The sequence below is a fragment of the Streptomyces sp. CB02923 genome (assembly GCF_001905005.1).
Classification (GTDB): domain Bacteria; phylum Actinomycetota; class Actinomycetes; order Streptomycetales; family Streptomycetaceae; genus Streptomyces.
The window spans coordinates 81,825-97,787 of sequence record NZ_LWKZ01000005.1 but is presented as its reverse complement, the minus strand read 5'-3'; the positions used below and the strand labels follow the sequence as shown (position 1 = coordinate 97,787).

At 72.7% G+C, this 15,963-nt stretch carries 14 protein-coding genes; 13 read left to right on the top strand and 1 reads right to left on the bottom strand.

Annotation, left to right across the window (positions count from 1 at the left end):
• Position 1: 1 nt before the first annotated feature.
• Positions 2–634 (bottom strand): NADAR family protein, encoded by a 633-nt coding sequence (locus tag A6A06_RS09480; protein ID WP_073760765.1) that lies wholly within the window; start codon positions 632–634, stop codon positions 2–4.
• A gap of 231 nt (positions 635–865) precedes the next feature.
• On the opposite strand from A6A06_RS09480, the gene A6A06_RS09475 reads away from it, so the two are divergent.
• The 13 genes from A6A06_RS09475 (at position 866) to A6A06_RS09415 (ending at position 15,887) form a co-directional block, all read left to right on the top strand.
• Positions 866–2,383, top strand: a complete 1,518-nt coding sequence (locus tag A6A06_RS09475; RefSeq protein WP_073760764.1) for a gamma-aminobutyraldehyde dehydrogenase — start codon at positions 866–868, stop codon at positions 2,381–2,383.
• An 81-nt stretch (positions 2,384–2,464) separates the two neighbouring features.
• Positions 2,465–3,712, top strand: coding sequence for a polyamine ABC transporter substrate-binding protein (locus tag A6A06_RS09470; protein ID WP_073760763.1), 1,248 nt, complete (start codon positions 2,465–2,467; stop codon positions 3,710–3,712).
• A gap of 72 nt (positions 3,713–3,784) precedes the next feature.
• Complete coding sequence (locus A6A06_RS09465; protein WP_073760762.1) at positions 3,785–4,933, top strand: ABC transporter ATP-binding protein; 1,149 nt, start codon at positions 3,785–3,787, stop codon at positions 4,931–4,933.
• A complete protein-coding gene (locus tag A6A06_RS09460) occupies positions 4,930–5,862 on the top strand; it encodes an ABC transporter permease (RefSeq protein ID WP_073760761.1) in 933 nt (310 codons plus the stop codon). The genes A6A06_RS09465 and A6A06_RS09460 overlap by 4 nt, the downstream gene beginning before the upstream one ends.
• Entirely contained in the window at positions 5,862–6,656 is a 795-nt protein-coding gene (locus tag A6A06_RS09455; RefSeq protein WP_073760760.1) for an ABC transporter permease, read from the top strand. The genes A6A06_RS09460 and A6A06_RS09455 overlap by 1 nt, the downstream gene beginning before the upstream one ends.
• 5 nt (positions 6,657–6,661) lie before the next feature.
• Positions 6,662–8,077: an NAD(P)/FAD-dependent oxidoreductase gene (locus A6A06_RS09450; protein WP_073760759.1), complete on the top strand. Its 1,416-nt coding sequence runs from the start codon at positions 6,662–6,664 to the stop codon at positions 8,075–8,077.
• A gap of 256 nt (positions 8,078–8,333) precedes the next feature.
• Positions 8,334–8,786: a hypothetical protein gene (locus A6A06_RS09445; protein WP_073760758.1), complete on the top strand. Its 453-nt coding sequence runs from the start codon at positions 8,334–8,336 to the stop codon at positions 8,784–8,786.
• A 177-nt stretch (positions 8,787–8,963) separates the two neighbouring features.
• Positions 8,964–9,983 carry a helix-turn-helix domain-containing protein gene (locus A6A06_RS09440; protein ID WP_073760757.1) on the top strand — a complete coding sequence of 340 codons (1,020 nt, stop codon included), beginning with the start codon at positions 8,964–8,966 and terminating at the stop codon, positions 9,981–9,983.
• Between the two features lie 154 nt (positions 9,984–10,137).
• Positions 10,138–11,196: a glucose-1-phosphate thymidylyltransferase gene (locus A6A06_RS09435; RefSeq protein WP_073760756.1), complete on the top strand. Its 1,059-nt coding sequence runs from the start codon at positions 10,138–10,140 to the stop codon at positions 11,194–11,196.
• Positions 11,193–12,173: a dTDP-glucose 4,6-dehydratase gene (gene rfbB, locus A6A06_RS09430; protein WP_073760755.1), complete on the top strand. Its 981-nt coding sequence runs from the start codon at positions 11,193–11,195 to the stop codon at positions 12,171–12,173. The genes A6A06_RS09435 and rfbB overlap by 4 nt, the downstream gene beginning before the upstream one ends.
• Positions 12,170–13,282 (top strand): DegT/DnrJ/EryC1/StrS family aminotransferase, encoded by a 1,113-nt coding sequence (locus A6A06_RS09425; RefSeq protein WP_073760754.1) that lies wholly within the window; start codon positions 12,170–12,172, stop codon positions 13,280–13,282. The genes rfbB and A6A06_RS09425 overlap by 4 nt, the downstream gene beginning before the upstream one ends.
• Entirely contained in the window at positions 13,282–14,637 is a 1,356-nt protein-coding gene (locus A6A06_RS09420; protein WP_073760791.1) for an NDP-hexose 2,3-dehydratase family protein, read from the top strand. Before A6A06_RS09425 ends, A6A06_RS09420 begins: the two co-directional genes overlap by 1 nt.
• 2 nt (positions 14,638–14,639) lie before the next feature.
• A complete protein-coding gene (locus A6A06_RS09415) occupies positions 14,640–15,887 on the top strand; it encodes a class I SAM-dependent methyltransferase (protein ID WP_073760753.1) in 1,248 nt (415 codons plus the stop codon).
• Positions 15,888–15,963: the final 76 nt, after the last annotated feature.

The window sequence follows — 15,963 nt, the reverse complement described above, 5'->3', positions numbered from 1 at the left end:
TCTACCCGGCCGCGGACCCGGCCCCCGCCGCCAGTCGCTGCCGGGCCTCCATCAGGGCGAAGCCGAGGAGGTTCAGCCCGCGCCAGCGGGCCGGGTCCTGTGCGCGCTCGTCGTCGGCGGCCAGTCCGATGCCCCATATGCGGTCCAGCGGGCTGGCCTCGACGAGCACGCGGGTGCCCGTGCCGAGGAGGTGGTCGCGCAGGGCGGCGTCCTGGCCGAACTTGTGGAAGCTGCCGTCGGCCACGTACCCGAAGCGGTGCCGCTCCCATTGCGCGCCGTCGAAGCCGCGCACCGAGCGGCCCGCGTCCTTCGCCCGCTTCGGGTGCCCGGCGGACAGCGCCCGCTGCTCCGCCTCCGCGTCGCCGAACAGCCGGGCCTTGCAGGCCATCATCCAGTGCTCGGCGGTGGCGTACCGCACGCCGTCGACGGTGAACGGCGAGGGCCACCACTGGCTGAAGCAGCTCGCGCCGAGCCGCCCGTCGCGGCGTGGCGCGTGGCCCCAGAAGCAGAGGTAGTCGAATGGCTCGCCCGCGGCCGCCCGCGCGGTCAGCTCCCCGGCCGAGCGCGGCCCGTCGGCAGCGGCTCGCGCACCCTCCGCCGCACCGGCCGCCGTCTGGTCCCGTGTCTCGCTCATCCCCGCACCCCCGTGCTGCCGTGCATCATGCCGGGATTCTGTCAGCGGGCACTGACAACGGGGCGGGGTGCCTCACGACGGAAAGCGCAGAATCCGTCGCGTAACCAAAAGGCAACAACGGAATCCCTTGTTGAGGCCCTGTTGCTCTGTCAAGATCAGCCATCGATTCCGGAAAGAGCTACGCCTGGGTGAGCCGCCGAGCGGCCCCGGCGCCCGGCGGAGGAGAGCACCATGGTTCAGCGATTCGACGTGAACGAACGATTCGCCGAGGGCGCGCAGTACATCGGCGGAGAGCTCCGGGACGGCAGTTCCGGCCGTACCCAGCAGGTGGTCGATCCGGCCACCGGCGAGCAGGTCCATACCTACCGTCCGGCCTCGACGGCGGACGTGGACGCGGCCGTACGGGCCGCCGGGGACGCCTTCCCCGCCTGGGCCGGCGCGACCCCCGGGGAGCGTTCCGACGCCCTCCACCGCTTCGCCGCCGTCCTCGGGGAGCGGGCCGGCGAACTGGCGTACGCCGAGTCGCTCCAGTGCGGAAAGCCGGTCAAGCTCAGCGAGGAGTTCGACGTACCGGGATCGGTCGACAACGCGGCCTTCTTCGCGGGCGCCGCACGGCACCTGGAGGGCCGGTCGGCGGGGGAGTACAGCCCTGACCACACCTCCGTGATCCGCCGCGAGCCCATCGGCGTCGTCGGCTCCATCGCGCCGTGGAACTACCCCTTGCAGATGGCGGCCTGGAAGGTGCTGCCGGCCATCGCGGCAGGCAACACGGTCGTCCTCAAGCCCGCCGAGATCACCCCGCTGACCTCGCTGATGTTCGCGCAGGCGGCGACCGAGGCGGGCATCCCGGACGGCGTGCTCAACATCGTCTCCGGTACGGGCCGGGAAGCGGGCGAGCACCTGGTCGCCCACCCGGGCGTCGCCATGACCTCCTTCACCGGTTCGACGGCGGTCGGCAAACGGGTCGCCGAGATCGCCACGAGCACCGTCAAGCGGCTGCACCTCGAACTCGGCGGCAAGGCGCCCTTCGTGGTCTTCGACGACGCCGACCTGGCGGCCGCCGTGCACGGCGCGGTGGCGGGCGCCCTGATCAACACGGGCCAGGACTGCACCGCCGCCACCCGCGCCTATGTCCAGCGCCCGCTCTACGACGCGTTCGTCGGCGGCGTCGCCGACCTGATGGCGACCGTACGGCTCGGCGACCCGTTCGACCCCGCCACCGACCTCGGCCCGCTGATCTCGCACACCCAGCGCGACCGGGTCGCCGGATTCGTCGAGCGCGCCCGCTCGTACGCCACCGTCGTCACCGGCGGCGAGTCCCCCCAGGGCGACCTGGCCAAGGGCGCCTACTACCGGCCCACGCTCATCACGGGCGCCGCGCAGGACAGCGAGGCCGTACAGAGCGAGATCTTCGGCCCGGTGCTGGCCGTGCTGCCCTTCGACAGCGACGACGAGGGGATCGCGCTGGCCAACGACACCCCGTACGGCCTCGCCGCCTCCGCCTGGAGCCGGGACGTCTACCGCACCGGCCGCGCCACCCGCGAGATCAAGGCGGGCTGCGTCTGGGTCAACGACCACATCCCGATCCTCAGCGAGATGCCGCACGGCGGCTACAAGGCCAGCGGCTTCGGCAAGGACATGTCCGCGTACTCCTTCGAGGAGTACACGCAGGTCAAGCACGTCATGTACGACAACACCGGACTCGTCAGGAAGGACTGGCACCGGACCGTCTTCGGGGACCGCACCTGAGACGCGGGCTCCGCACAAGGCGGCAGCCGCCGCACAGCCGCACCGGCCGACCACCGGGCTCATCCTGAAAGGGCACCGCGCATGGAGGACACCCGGCAGCCCGGGAGCCTGTCCCCGCCCGAACTCGCCGCCGTGCGGCGCAGCCTCACCGACGGCCGGATGGCCATGACCCGGCGGTCGCTGCTGCGCGCGAGCGCGGCGGGGGCGTTCGCGTCCGGCGGCGTCGGCGCGCTGTCGGCCTGCGGCATCCCGCCCGCGGGCCGTACGGACGCCGGACGGTCCGAGGACCACTCCGGACCGGAGAAACGTGTCGTCTTCTCCAACTGGACGGAGTACCTCGACGTCAGCGACGACGGCAGGCGACGGCCGACGCTGGACGCCTTCACCCGCCGCACCGGGATCGCGGTGAAGTACACCGAGGACGTCAACGACAACGACGAGTTCTTCGGCAGAATCCAGGCGCAGCTGGCGGCGGGCCAGGACACCGGCCGGGACCTGATCGTGCTCACCGACTGGATGTGCGCGCGGATGATCGGGCTCGGCTGGATCCAGAAGCTGGACCCCGCCGCCCTGCCGCACGCGAGGGCTCATCTCTCCCCGCAGTTCCGCGACCCGGACTGGGACCCCGGCCGCGCCCATTCCTACCCCTGGACGGGCATTCCGGCGGTCATCGCGTACAACGCCGAGGCCACCGGCGGCCGCACCGTCGACTCCGTCGGCCAGCTGCTGGACGACCCGCGGCTCAAGGGCCGGGTCGGCTTCCTCTCCGAGATGCGCGACACCGTCGGGCTGACGCTCCTGGACATGGGCAAACGCCCGGAGGACTGTACGGCCGACGATTTCGACGCCGCCGTGGCCCGGCTCCAGCAGGGCGTCGACAGCAGGCAGATCCGGCGCTTCACCGGCAACGACTACATCAACGACCTCAGCAAGGGCGACCTCGCCGCGTGCGTGGCCTGGGCCGGGGACATCGTCCAGCTCCAGCACGACAACCCGGACATCAGGTACGCCGTGCCGAAGGCCGGCTACATGACCTCCACGGACAACCTGATGGTGCCGAACCGGGCCCGCCACAAGAGGAACGCCGAACGCCTCATCGACTACTGCTACGAGCCGAAGGTGGCGGCGCGGATCGCGGCGTACATCAACTACGTGTGCCCGGTCGACGGCGTACGCGAGGAACTGGCGAAGATCGACCGGGAGCTGGCGGACAACCCGCTGATCCTGCCCGACCGGGACATGGCCGCCCGGTCGCACTCCTTCCGCGCCCTGAGCGGCGAGGAGAGCAAGGACTTCGCCCGGAAATTCGCCGACCTCACGGGCGCCTGAGCCGGGTCCGCCCCGCCCGCCGCCCGGCCATGAACCGGCCCGCGCCCGCCCTCCGACCCCACGGGACCACCCATGACACCGACCTCCGGTGGCGACGTCCGCCTCTCCGGGATCAGCAAGACCTACGGCTCCTTCACCGCCGTCCACCCGCTCGACCTCACGGTTCCGGCGGGCTCCTTCTTCGCGCTGCTGGGCGCCTCCGGCTGCGGCAAGACCACCACCCTGCGCATGATCGCGGGCCTGGAGGACCCGTCCGGCGGCACCGTCGAGCTGGACGGCAGGGACGTCACCGGGCTGCCCCCGTACAAGCGCCCGGTCAACACCGTCTTCCAGAACTACGCGCTCTTCCCGCACCTGGACATCTACGAGAACGTCGCGTTCGGCCTGCGCCGCCGCGGCATCAAATCCGTGAAGAAACAGGTCGGGGACATGCTCGACCTGGTCGAACTCGGTCCGATGGCGCGCCGCAAACCACAGCAGCTCTCCGGCGGCCAGCAGCAGCGCGTCGCGGTGGCCCGCGCCCTGATCAACCACCCGCAGGTGCTCCTCCTGGACGAGCCGCTGGGCGCCCTCGACCTCAAGCTGCGCCGCCAGATGCAGCTCGAACTCAAGCGCATCCAGACCGAGGTCGGCATCACCTTCGTGCACGTCACCCACGACCAGGAGGAGGCCATGACGATGGCCGACACGGTCGCGGTGATGAACGGCGGCCGCGTCGAGCAGCTCGGCGCCCCCGCCGACCTGTACGAGAACCCGGGCACCACCTTCGTCGCCAACTTCCTGGGCACCTCCAACCTCATCGAGGCCGAGGTGGTGACGGCGGGCGGCGACGAACTGCTGCTCACCGCGGGCGGCGGCAAGCTGCGGCTGCCCGCCGGACGATGTCGCGCCACGGCCCGTACCGGCGGCACGGTCCTGGCGGGCGTACGGCCGGAGAAGATCACCCTCGCGCACGCCGACGACGCGGGGACGATCGACGACGGCCGCAACCGGCTGCCCGGCCGTATCGAACACGCCGGATTCCTCGGCGTCAGCACGCAGTACGTCATCGAGTCCCCGGGCGCCGGCCGCCTCGCCGTCTACGAGCAGAACGTCGAACGCGACCCGCGCCTGGTGCCCGGCGCGGAGGTCGTCCTGCACTGGAACCCCGCGCACACCTTCGGCCTGGACGCCTCCCAGGACATCGAGGCGGGCGCGGACACCGGCGAGGAGGCGGCATGACGACGACCACCGAGGCGCCGCCACCGCCCGCCTCCGGGGACGTGCCGGAGGCCCGCAAGCGCGGCGCGCGGAAGCGGCTCGTCCCGTACTGGCTGCTGCTCCCCGGCATCCTGTGGCTGGTCGTCTTCTTCGCCGCCCCACTGGTCTACCAGGCGTCCACCTCCGTCCAGACCGGCTCCCTCGAAGAGGGCTTCAAGGTCACCTGGCACTTCGCGGCCTACTGGGACGCGCTCGGCGAGTACTGGCCGCAGTTCCTGCGCTCGGTCGGTTACGCGGTCACCGCGACCGTGCTCTGCCTCGTCCTGGGCTACCCGCTGGCGTACCTCATCGCCTTCAAGGCGGGCCGCTGGCGCAATCTGGTGATGGTCCTGGTCATCGCCCCGTTCTTCACCAGTTTCCTGATCCGCACGCTGGCCTGGAAGACGATCCTGGCGGACGGCGGCCCGGTGGTCGGCGTACTGAACTCGCTGCACGTCCTGGACGTGACCAGCTGGCTGGGGCTGACCGAGGGGCAGCGGGTGCTGGCCACGCCGCTCGCGGTGGTCTGCGGCCTGACGTACAACTTCCTGCCGTTCATGGTGCTGCCGCTGTACACCTCGCTGGAGCGCATCGACCCGCGGCTGCACGAGGCGGCCGGGGACCTGTACGCCCGCCCGGTCACCACCTTCCGGCGGGTGACGTTCCCGCTGTCCATGCCGGGTGTGGTGGCCGGTACGCTGCTGACCTTCATCCCCGCCGCCGGTGACTACATCAACGCCGAACTGCTCGGCTCCACCGACCAGAAGATGATCGGCAACGTCATCCAGTCGCAGTTCCTGCGCGTCCTGGACTACCCGACGGCCGCCGCGCTCTCCTTCCTCCTCATGGCGGCCATCCTCGCCGTGGTCACGCTCTACATCCGCAAGTCCGGGACGGAGGACCTGGTCTGATGGCCGTGCTCCGGTGGCTGCGCCGCCACCTCGTCGTGCTCGCGGGCCTCGGTACGCTCGCGTACCTGATCCTGCCCAACCTCGTCGTGCTGGTCTTCTCCTTCAACAAACCCAACGGCCGCTTCAACTACGCCTGGCAGCGCTTCTCGGCGGACGCCTGGACCGACCCGTGCGGCGTCGCCGACCTGTGCGGATCGCTGGGTCTGAGCCTGCGGATCGCCGTCTGGGCGACGGTCGGCGCGACCGTGCTGGGCACCATGATCGCCTTCGCGCTGGCCCGCTACCGCTTCCGCGCCCGGCCCGCCGTCAACACCCTGATCTTCCTGCCGATGGCGATGCCCGAGGTGGTGATGGCCGCGTCGCTGGCCACCCTCTTCCTCAACATGGGCATCCGGTTCGGGTTCTGGACGATCCTGATCGCGCACGTCATGTTCTGCCTGAGCTTCGTCGTCACGGCGGTCAAGGCCCGGGTGATGAGCATGGACCCACGTCTGGAACAGGCGGCCCAGGACCTCTACGCGTCCCCCGCGCAGACGTTCCTGCGGGTGACCCTGCCGATCGCCGCGCCCGGTATCGCCGCCGGAGCGCTGCTGTCCTTCGCGCTCTCCTTCGACGACTTCATCATCACGAACTTCAACGCCGGCTCCACCGTGACCTTCCCCATGTTCGTCTGGGGATCGGCGCAGCGCGGCACACCCGTTCAGATCAATGTCATCGGAACGGCGATGTTCCTCATCGCCGTGGTCTGCGTCCTGGGGGCACAGCTGCTCTCCGGACGCCGGAAGAGGAGCTGAGAACCATGGCACGAGCTGCCATGACCACCCCTGTCCACGCCCTCGCGGACGCCGCGCCGACCTCGTTCTGGCTGGACGACGCGGCGCGCCCCGCCGCCCTCCCCGCCCTCGTCGGCGACGCACGTACGGACCTCCTCGTCGTCGGCGGCGGCTACTCCGGCCTGTGGACCGCGCTGCTCGCCAAGGAGCGCGACCCCGGGCGCGACGTCGTCCTCGTGGAGGGCCAGGAGGTCGGCTGGGCCGCCTCCGGCCGCAACGGCGGCTTCTGCGCCGCCTCCCTCACCCACGGCCTCGGCAACGGCCTGGACCGCTGGCCGGACGAGCTGAAGAAACTCGAAGAACTCGGCGCCCGCAACCTCGACGCCATCGAGGACGCCGTCACCCGCCACGGCATCGACTGCGCCTTCGAGCGCACCGGCGAGATCAGCGTCGCCACCGCACCCCACCAGGTCGCCGAACTGAAGGAGGGCGCCGAGCAGGCCGCGCGCCTGGGCCTGCCCGGTGTGGAGTTCCTCGACCGCGAGGCACTGCGCGAGCACGTCGTCTCGCCGACGTTCCTGGCCGGCCTCTGGGACCGTACGGGCGTCGCCATGCTCCACCCCGCCCGCCTCGCCTGGGGGCTGAAGAAGGCGTGCCTGGACCTGGGCGTACGCATCTACGAGCACACGCCCGCCACCGCGCTCGCCGCCGACGGCGTGGGCATGGCCGCCCGCACGCCGTACGGCCGGGTCTTCGCCCGCCGGGTCGCCCTCGGCACCAACGTCTTCCCGTCCCTGGTGCGCCGCGTCCGCCCGTACGTCGTCCCCGTCTACGACCACGCGCTGATGACCGAACCGCTCTCCGCCGGGCAGCAGGCCGCCATCGGCTGGCAGGGCCGCCAGGGGCTGTCCGACAGCAACCACCACTTCCACTACTTCCGCCGCACCGCCGACGACCGCATCCTGTGGGGCGGTTACGACGCCGTCTACCGCTTCAACGCGTCGGTCCGGGCCGAGTACGACCACCGTCCGGCCACGTACGAGAAGCTGGCCCGGCACTTCTTCCGGTGCTTCCCCCAACTGGAGGGCCTGCGCTTCACCCACGCCTGGGGCGGCGCCATCGACACCTGCTCGCGCTTCTCCGCCTTCTTCGGCACCGCGTACGCCGGCCGGGTCGCCTACGCGGCCGGCTACACGGGCCTGGGCGTGGGCGCCACCCGCTTCGGCGCCGAGGTCATGCTCGACCTCCTGGCCGGGGAGCGCACCGAGCGCACCGAACTGGACATGGTCCGCAAGAAGCCGCTGCCGTTCCCGCCGGAGCCGCTGCGCTGGGCCGGGATCGGCCTGACGCAGTGGTCGATGACGCGGGCCGACACCCACGGCGGCCGGCGCAACCTGTGGCTGCGCGCGATGGACAGGGCCGGGCTCGGCTTCGACAGCTGAGGAGCCCGGACGGGCTCGGACCGGCTCGGACCGGCCTCCGGTCGGGACGGGGCGGATCGGCCCCGAAGGTTTCCGGGCGCGCCCGTCTTCCCTGGGCGCGCCCGCATCGCACTCCCCGCGCGTCCGCTCACCACCCCGCGCCCCCGGCTGCTTCCGTCTTCCGTGAAAAACCCCGGCAAACCCGTGTAAGGATGCCGCCTCCGCCGCCTCTCAACGGGCGGACAGCGGTCCGAGCGGACCGCGGAAGCGAGGAGACATGGACGTCGCGGGGGCCAAGAACGCAGTGGAGTGGCTGGTGACGGCGGCAGCGGACCCGGACGCCTGCCGGTGGGACTGGGAGCGCAACCCCCTCGGGGTCGCCCTCCTCCCGGCCGGCCGGCTCTGGGACGTACTGATCGTGCCCGGCGCACTGGGACGGCCGACCCTTGACGTACTGACCCACGTACTGGACCTGCCGGGCCCGGTCCTCGGAGATTTCGGGGACGCCCGTACGGGATTCTTCGTGCCGCCGGGTACGGCCGCGCGCTGGCTCGGGACGGGGGTGCGCGGCGCGGGCGACGGCAGCTGGATCGTGGTGCCGTACCCGGGGCGGGCGACGGGCGGCGTGCGCTGGCTCGTCGTCCCGGACGGCACGGGCCGGCTCACCGAACCGGCGGTGCTCGAACTGGCGATGCACGAGGCCGCCGCACGGCTCGCCGGGGACCGGTGAGGGGCCGGGACGGCGGAGTGAGACGGGACACAGATGCGCCGTGGCCGACGCGGAGCTGAGTTTTTCGGGCCCCTGGATCCGTGGTCCGGGGTGGGAAGCCCGTCAAGGCTCCCCGACGGCCGGGCGCGTGGGGCGCCCGCCGCCCGGACCAGGTGCCGCATCTCAGGGGGAAGAATCATGCGCACGTCGGAGCACGTTCTCGGACGGCTGGGCGTCGAACCGGCGACGGAATCGGTCTACCGCGCCCTGCTGGCCCAACCGCACGCCTCCGCCACCGAGCTGGCGTCCCGTACGGGAATGGCCGAACGGGACACCGGGCGCGCCCTGGACCGGCTGGCCGCCCTCGGACTGGTACGGCCTTCCACGGAGCATCCGGACCGGCTGTACGCGGTGAGCCCGCGCCTGGGCATGGACCTTCTCCTCGCCCGCCAGCAGGCCGAACTCGCCGCGCAGCAACAGCGGGTGGAGGAGAGCCGGGCCGCCGCCGCCCGGCTGGTCTCCGAATTCTCCGCACACCAGCACTTCGCCGCCGACCACGGCGTGCACCGGCTGGCGGGAGCCGACCGGATCGCCGACCATCTGGCGGAACTCGCCACCGCCGCCGAAGAGGAGGTCCAGGTGTTCGCCGCCGGGCAGCCGTGCACGTCGTCCGGACCGCCGGCGTCCCGGCGGCTGTTCGAGGACGTCCTCGCGCGGGGAATCCGGGTGCGCACCGTCTGCCTCGACAGCGCCCGGTACGACCCGGAGGCCGTGGCGTACGCCGAGTGGCTGGCGTCGGCCGGCGCCGAGGTCCGTACCGCTGCCGTGCTGCCTACCCGGATGGTCGTCGTCGACCGGCGGTCCGCGCTCGTCTCCACCACCGGCGAAGGCGGCGCCGAGGCCGCCGTCTCCGTACGGGTGCCCGGCGTGGTGGCCGCGCTGAGCACGCTGTTCGACGCCGTGTGGGCAGCGGCGGAACGGCTGGGCCCGCCCCCGCCCCGGCGCACGGCGGACGGCTTCACCCGGCAGCACCTCGCCGCGCTGCAACTGCTCGCCGAGGGCCACACGGACGCCACGGTCGCCCGGCGGCTCGGCGTCTCGGCCCGGACGGCACGCCGGATCGCGACCGACGCGATGGCCGGGATGAAGGCACGCAGCCGGTTCCAGGCGGGGGTGCTCGCGGCGCAGCTGGGCTATCTTCCGGCGTCGTCCGCCTGACCTGCGGCACGGGAATTCCGGCCGGTGCCCCGGCACCGGCCGGAATTCCCGCCCGCTGTACGGGGCCGCGTCGTGGACCGAAAGGGACACGGCCGGTTCGGTCCACCGGCCGCCCCTTTCCCGCGTACGGCAGCCGCACCGACACTCCTTTTCCATGAAGGCTCTGGTGTTGTCGGGCGGGACGGGAACCCGTCTTCGCCCTTTCACGTACTCGATGCCCAAGCAATTGATCCCGATTGCGGGCAAGCCGGTATTGCGGCACGTCCTGGAAAACCTCCGGAAGGCGGCCGTGACGGATATCGGCATCGTCGTCGACTCCCGTGACCGGCACATCGCGGCGGCCCTCGGCGACGGTTCGGACCTCGGCGTCCGCCTCACCTATCTGCGCCAGGAACGGCCTCTGGGACTGGCCCACTGCGTGGCCCTCGGCCGGGATTTCCTCGGCGCGGAGGATTTCGTGCTGTACCTCGGCGACACCATGCTGCCCGCGGGCATCGGCGCGCCCGCCGCGGAATTCGCAGCCCGCCGGCCCGCCGCGCGGCTCGTCGTCCAGAAGGTGCCCGACCCGCGCCGCTTCGGCGTCGCCGAACTGGACGCCGACGGCGCGGTGCTGCGGGTGACGGAGAAACCGGACCGGCCGCGCAGCGACCTCGCCCTGGTCGGCGTGTATTTCTTCACCGCAGCGATCCACCGGGCGGTGGCCGCCACCGGGCCGGGACCGCGCGGCGAACGGGAGATCACCGACGCCGTGCAGTGGCTGATCACCGCCGGTGCCGAGGTCCGGGCGGGGGAGTACGACGGCTACTGGCGGGACACCGGCCGCGTCGAGGACGTCCTGGCGTGCAATCGCAGGCTGCTGGAGGACGTCCGGCCCGCGGTGGCGGGCGCCGTGGACGCCGCGAGCCGGCTGACCGGGGCCGTCGTCGTCGAGGCCGGGGCACGGGTCACCGGCTCGCGGATCGAGGGCCCCGCGCTCGTCGGCGCGGGCACCGTCGTCGAGGACAGCCGCGTCGGCCCGTACACCGCCCTCGGCCGCGACTGCGTACTGCGCCGGGCCGGGATCGAGGACTCCGTCACCCTCGACGGCGTGACGATCGACCGGGTCGGCGGCCTGCACGGCTCGCTGATCGGGCGCGCGGCGCGCGTCGGTCCCGGTGACGGCCGGCACCGGCTGGTGGTGGGCGACGACACCCGTATCGAGGTGGCCGCGTGAGGCTCCTGGTCACCGGCGGTGCCGGATTCATCGGCTCGCACTACGTCCGTGCGCTCCTCGGCGGCGGCTTCGGGGAGGACGGCGACGCGCACACCCGCCTCACCGTCCTGGACCGGCTCACCTACGCGGGCAGCCGCGCCAGTCTGCCCGCCCGCCACCCCCGGCTGGACTTCGTGCACGGCGACATCTGCGACCTGCCGCTGCTGCTCTCGCTCCTGCCCGGCCACGACGCCGTGGTGCACTTCGCGGCCGAGACCCATGTGGACCGCTCGCTCGCCCCGGACACCGCGCCCGACTTCGTCCGCACCAACGTGCTCGGTACGCAGACGCTCCTCGACGCCTGCCTGCGCACCGGCGTCTCCCGGATGGTGCACATCTCCACCGACGAGGTCTACGGCTCCCTCCGGCACGGCGCGTGGACCGAGGACCAGCCGGTGGCGCCGCGTTCCCCGTACGCGGCGTCCAAGGCCGCCGCCGACCTGTTCGCGCTGGCCTGCCACCACACCCACGGCCTGGACGTGTCGGTCACCCGCTGCTGCAACACCTACGGGCCGTACCAGCACCCCGAGAAGCTCGTCCCGTGCTTCGTGACCCGCCTGCTGGAGGGCCGCGAGCTGCCCCTGTACGGCGACGGGCGCAACGTCCGCGAATGGCTGCACGTCGACGACCACTGCCGGGCCGTCCACCGGGTCCTCCACCACGGCAGGGCCGGCGAGATCTACCACGTCGGCGGCGGCGTCCCGCGCACCAACCTCGCGCTGACCGGACAGCTGCTGCGGCTGTGCGGCGCCGACTGGTCCCGCGTCCGCCGGGTGCCCGACCGCAAGGGCCACGACCGGCGGTACGCGCTCGACACGACCAAGATCCGCACGGAGCTGGGCCACGCGCCCCGCACCGGCTTCGCCCGCGGCCTGGCCGACACCGTGGCCTGGTACCGAGACAACCCCCAGTGGTGGAAGGAGGCGGCACGGCGATGACCACCCGCGTATGGGACTACCTGGCCGAGTACGAGGAGGAGCGCACGGACGTCCTCGACGCCGTCGACACGGTCTTCCGCTCCGGGCAGCTGGTGCTCGGCGCGAGCGTGCGCGGCTTCGAGGCCGAGTACGCCGCCCGGCACGGCACCGCCCACTGCGTCGGCGTCGGCAACGGCACCGACGCCGTCACCCTCGCCCTCCAGGCCCTCGGCGTCCGCCCCGGCGACGAGGTCGTCACCGTCTCCAACACCGCCGCGCCCACCGTGCTGGCCATCGACGCGGCAGGCGCCGTCCCCGTCTTCGTCGACGTGCACCCCGGTACGTACCTCATGGACACCGGGCAGCTGGCGGCGGCCGTGACCGCGCGCACCCGCGCGCTGCTCCCCGTGCACCTCTACGGGCAGTGCGTGGACATGGCGCCGCTCCGCGCCGTCGCCGCAGCACACGGTCTGGCCGTACTGGAGGACTGCGCGCAGGCGCACGGCGCACGGCACCACGGCCGTCCGGCGGGAACGATGGGCGACGCGGCGGCGTTCTCCTTCTACCCGACCAAGGTCCTCGGCGGGTACGGCGACGGCGGCGCGGTTCTGACGCCGTACGCCCAAGTCGACGCCGCGCTGCGACGGCTGCGCTACTACGGCATGGAGGAGCGCTACCACGTCGTCCGCACCCCCGGCCACAACAGCCGCCTGGACGAGGTGCACGCCGAGATCCTGCGCCGCAAACTGCGCCGCCTGGACCGGTATGTCGCCGGGCGCCGCGCGGTCGCCCGGCGCTACGAGGAGGCGCTGGCGGACAGCGGCCTGGTGCTGCCCGTCACGGCCCCCGGCAACGAGCACGTGTACTACGTGTACGTCGTCCGCCACCCCGAACGGGACCGCATCCTCCGCGTCCTGAAGGAGCGGCACGACATCGCGCTCAACATCAGCTATCCCTGGCCGGTGCACACCATGAGCGGGTTCGCGCACCTGGACGTTCCCCAGGGCTCGCTGCCCGTCACCGAGGCACTGGCCGGTGAGATCTTCTCGCTGCCGATGTACCCGTCGCTGCCACGAGGCGTGCAGGACAAGGTGATCGACGCCCTGCTCGGCGTACTGCGGGGGCTGTGATGCACGCGCCCGCGACCGCCGCTCCCCGCCCGGCGGACCACCCGGCCCCCGCCCTGCCCGGCGATCTCGGCCGCTGGTTCGCCGAGGCCGCCGAGCGGACGTACACCCGCTCCCGGCGCATTGCGCTGGACGCCCTGGAAGGCTGGCACACCGACGCCCGCACCGGCGATCTCGTCCACGACCGGGGCGTGTTCTTCACCGTCGAAGGACTGGCCGTGTCGGCACCCGACGGCCCCGTCCGGCAGTGGGCGCAGCCCATCCTCGACCAGCCCGAGACCGGCATCCTGGGCCTGCTGGCCAAGGACTTCGGCGGAGTGCCGCACTTTCTGATGCAGGCCAAACCCGAGCCGGGCAACGCGGGCGGCCTCCAGCTCGCCCCCACCGTGCAGGCCACCCGCTCCAACTTCACCCGGGAGCACGGCGGCCGCGCGGTGCCCTACCTGCGTCACTTCCGTGCCCCGCCGTCCCGCCGGCTGGTCGCGGACGTCCGCCAGTCGGAACAGGGCGCCTGGTTCTACCGCAAGCGCAACCGCAACATGATCGTGCGCACGACGGAGGACGTCGAAGTGCTGCCGGGGCACCGCTGGATGACGCTGCCCCAGGTCAACGCCCTGCTCGCGGCCGGTGACGTGGTGAACATGGACGCCAGGAGCGTGCTCGCCTGCCTGCCCCCGCCGCCGGGACCCGCGGGCCGCGCGGCGCACTCCGGGCGGGAGATCCTGCGCTGGCTCACCGACGTCCGCAGCCGCGCCGGGCTGCGGACCCGGCCCGTACCCCTGCGCGGCCTGCCGGGCTGGCACCGCACCGAACACGCCGTCAGCCACGACAGCGGCCGCTTCTTCGACATCGTCGCGGTCGAGGTGCGGGCCGGCGGCCGGGAGGTGCGGCGCTGGACCCAGCCCATGCTGCGCCCGCGCGGCACCGGCGTCATCGCCTTCCTCCTCACCCGTATCGACGGCGTGCCGCACGTCCTGGTGCACGCCGCCGCCGAGCCGGGCAGCGTGGACGAGGCCGAACTGACCGCGACGGTGTGCTGCACGCCGGAGAACTACGACCTGCTGCCGCCCGGGGCCCGCCCGCGTTTCCTCGACGAGGTCCTGGAGGCGCCGCCGGAACGCGTGCTCTTCGACGCCCTCCTGTCGGAGGAGGGCGGCCGCTTCCACCACGCGCTCAACCGCTACCTGATCGTGGCGGTGGACGGCCCCGAACCGTACGAGGCCGCGGGGGACCACCGGTGGGTGACGCCGCACCAGCTCTCCGCCCTGCTGCGGCACAGCCACTACGTCACCGTCCAGGCCCGCTCCCTGCTCACCTGCCTGCGCAGCCTGACCGGCCCGGCCGGGGAATGGGAGTGACCATGCCGACGTGCCGGATCTGCGGAACCCCGCTGCGCACCTTCCTCGACCTCGGGCACCACCCGCTGTCCTCGGCCTTCCCGGCACCCGACGAGGCCCGCGACGAGGCCCGTGACGGGGCGTGCGGCGGGGCCGGTGACGGGGCGTGCGACGCGTTCCGCTACCGCCTCGCCGTCGGGCACTGCGGGCGCTGCGCCCTCGTCCAGCTCACCGACGACGTCCCGCACGAGCGCCGCCCCTACCCGGGCTACCCGTACCACTCGTCCGGCTCGGCGACGATGCGCGCGCACTTCCGCGCGACCGGACGGCGCCTGCTGCGTACCGAGCTGTGCGGCAAGGACGATGCCTTCGCCGTCGAGATCGGCTGTACGGACGGCGTCGTCCTGCGGACCGTGGGGGAGGCCGGAATCCGCCATCTCGCCTTCGAGCCCTCCGGATACGGCGGGGTACGGGTGCACCGCGCTTTCCTCACCGCCGACTCGGCCCGCGAGGTCGTCGCCGCCGAAGGCCGCGCCCAGGTCGTGTACGCGGCCAACACCGTCTGCGACATCGCCGACCTGCCGGAGCTCTTCGCGGGCCTGGACGGACTCCTCGCCGCCGACGGGGTGTTCGTCTTCGAGGACCCGTACTTCGGCGAGATCATCGGGCGTACCGCCTTCGACCAGTTCTACGACGAGCACCGCTACTACTTCACCGCGGCCTCCGTACGGGCCCTGGCCGAGCGGTTCGGGTTCCGCCTCGTCGGCGTCGAACGGCTGCCGGTGCACGGCGGCCAGCTCCGCTACACCCTCGCCCGCGCCGGCCGCCGCACCCCCGCCCCGGCCGTCGCGGAACTCCTGGCCGAGGAGGAAGCTCGGGGGCTGACGGCCCCGGCGGCACTGGCCGCCTTCGCGGACCGGGTGGACCGCGTGCGCACGGACCTGGTGACGCTGCTGGAAGGACTGCGCGCCGCGGGCCGCACCGTGGCCGGCTACGCGGCCACCGCCAAGAGCTGCACCGTGACCACCTACTGCGGCCTCGGCCCGCACCTGGTCCCGTACGTCTGCGACTCCACCCCGGCCAAGCAGGGCAGGCTGACCCCCGGCGCCCGCATCCCGGTCCGCCCGCCCGCCGCTTTCGCCGCGCCCTACCCGGACTACGCGCTGCTGTTCGCGTGGAACCACGCGGCGGAGATCATGTCCAGGGAACAGGCGTTCCGGGCCGCGGGCGGGCGCTGGATCCTGTACGTGCCGGAGGTGCACGTGGTGTGAGGCCGGGGACCGGCGGCGGCCTGCCACCGGTGCCCGGCCGCACGGGGTCAGGCCGTCACAGCCGTCACGAGGCCCG

What these genes read in the sequence shown, in the direction of transcription:
- A6A06_RS09480 (WP_073760765.1), bottom strand. Translation starts at nt 634, where the DNA reads ATGAGCGAGACACGGGACCAGACGGCGGCCGGTGCGGCGGAGGGTGCG.
- A6A06_RS09475 (WP_073760764.1), top strand. Translation starts at nt 866, where the DNA reads ATGGTTCAGCGATTCGACGTGAACGAACGATTCGCCGAGGGCGCGCAG.
- A6A06_RS09470 (WP_073760763.1), top strand. Translation starts at nt 2,465, where the DNA reads ATGGAGGACACCCGGCAGCCCGGGAGCCTGTCCCCGCCCGAACTCGCC.
- A6A06_RS09465 (WP_073760762.1), top strand. Translation starts at nt 3,785, where the DNA reads ATGACACCGACCTCCGGTGGCGACGTCCGCCTCTCCGGGATCAGCAAG.
- A6A06_RS09460 (WP_073760761.1), top strand. Translation starts at nt 4,930, where the DNA reads ATGACGACGACCACCGAGGCGCCGCCACCGCCCGCCTCCGGGGACGTG.
- A6A06_RS09455 (WP_073760760.1), top strand. Translation starts at nt 5,862, where the DNA reads ATGGCCGTGCTCCGGTGGCTGCGCCGCCACCTCGTCGTGCTCGCGGGC.
- A6A06_RS09450 (WP_073760759.1), top strand. Translation starts at nt 6,662, where the DNA reads ATGGCACGAGCTGCCATGACCACCCCTGTCCACGCCCTCGCGGACGCC.
- A6A06_RS09445 (WP_073760758.1), top strand. Translation starts at nt 8,334, where the DNA reads ATGGACGTCGCGGGGGCCAAGAACGCAGTGGAGTGGCTGGTGACGGCG.
- A6A06_RS09440 (WP_073760757.1), top strand. Translation starts at nt 8,964, where the DNA reads ATGCGCACGTCGGAGCACGTTCTCGGACGGCTGGGCGTCGAACCGGCG.
- A6A06_RS09435 (WP_073760756.1), top strand. Translation starts at nt 10,138, where the DNA reads ATGAAGGCTCTGGTGTTGTCGGGCGGGACGGGAACCCGTCTTCGCCCT.
- A6A06_RS09425 (WP_073760754.1), top strand. Translation starts at nt 12,170, where the DNA reads ATGACCACCCGCGTATGGGACTACCTGGCCGAGTACGAGGAGGAGCGC.
- A6A06_RS09420 (WP_073760791.1), top strand. Translation starts at nt 13,282, where the DNA reads ATGCACGCGCCCGCGACCGCCGCTCCCCGCCCGGCGGACCACCCGGCC.
- A6A06_RS09415 (WP_073760753.1), top strand. Translation starts at nt 14,640, where the DNA reads ATGCCGACGTGCCGGATCTGCGGAACCCCGCTGCGCACCTTCCTCGAC.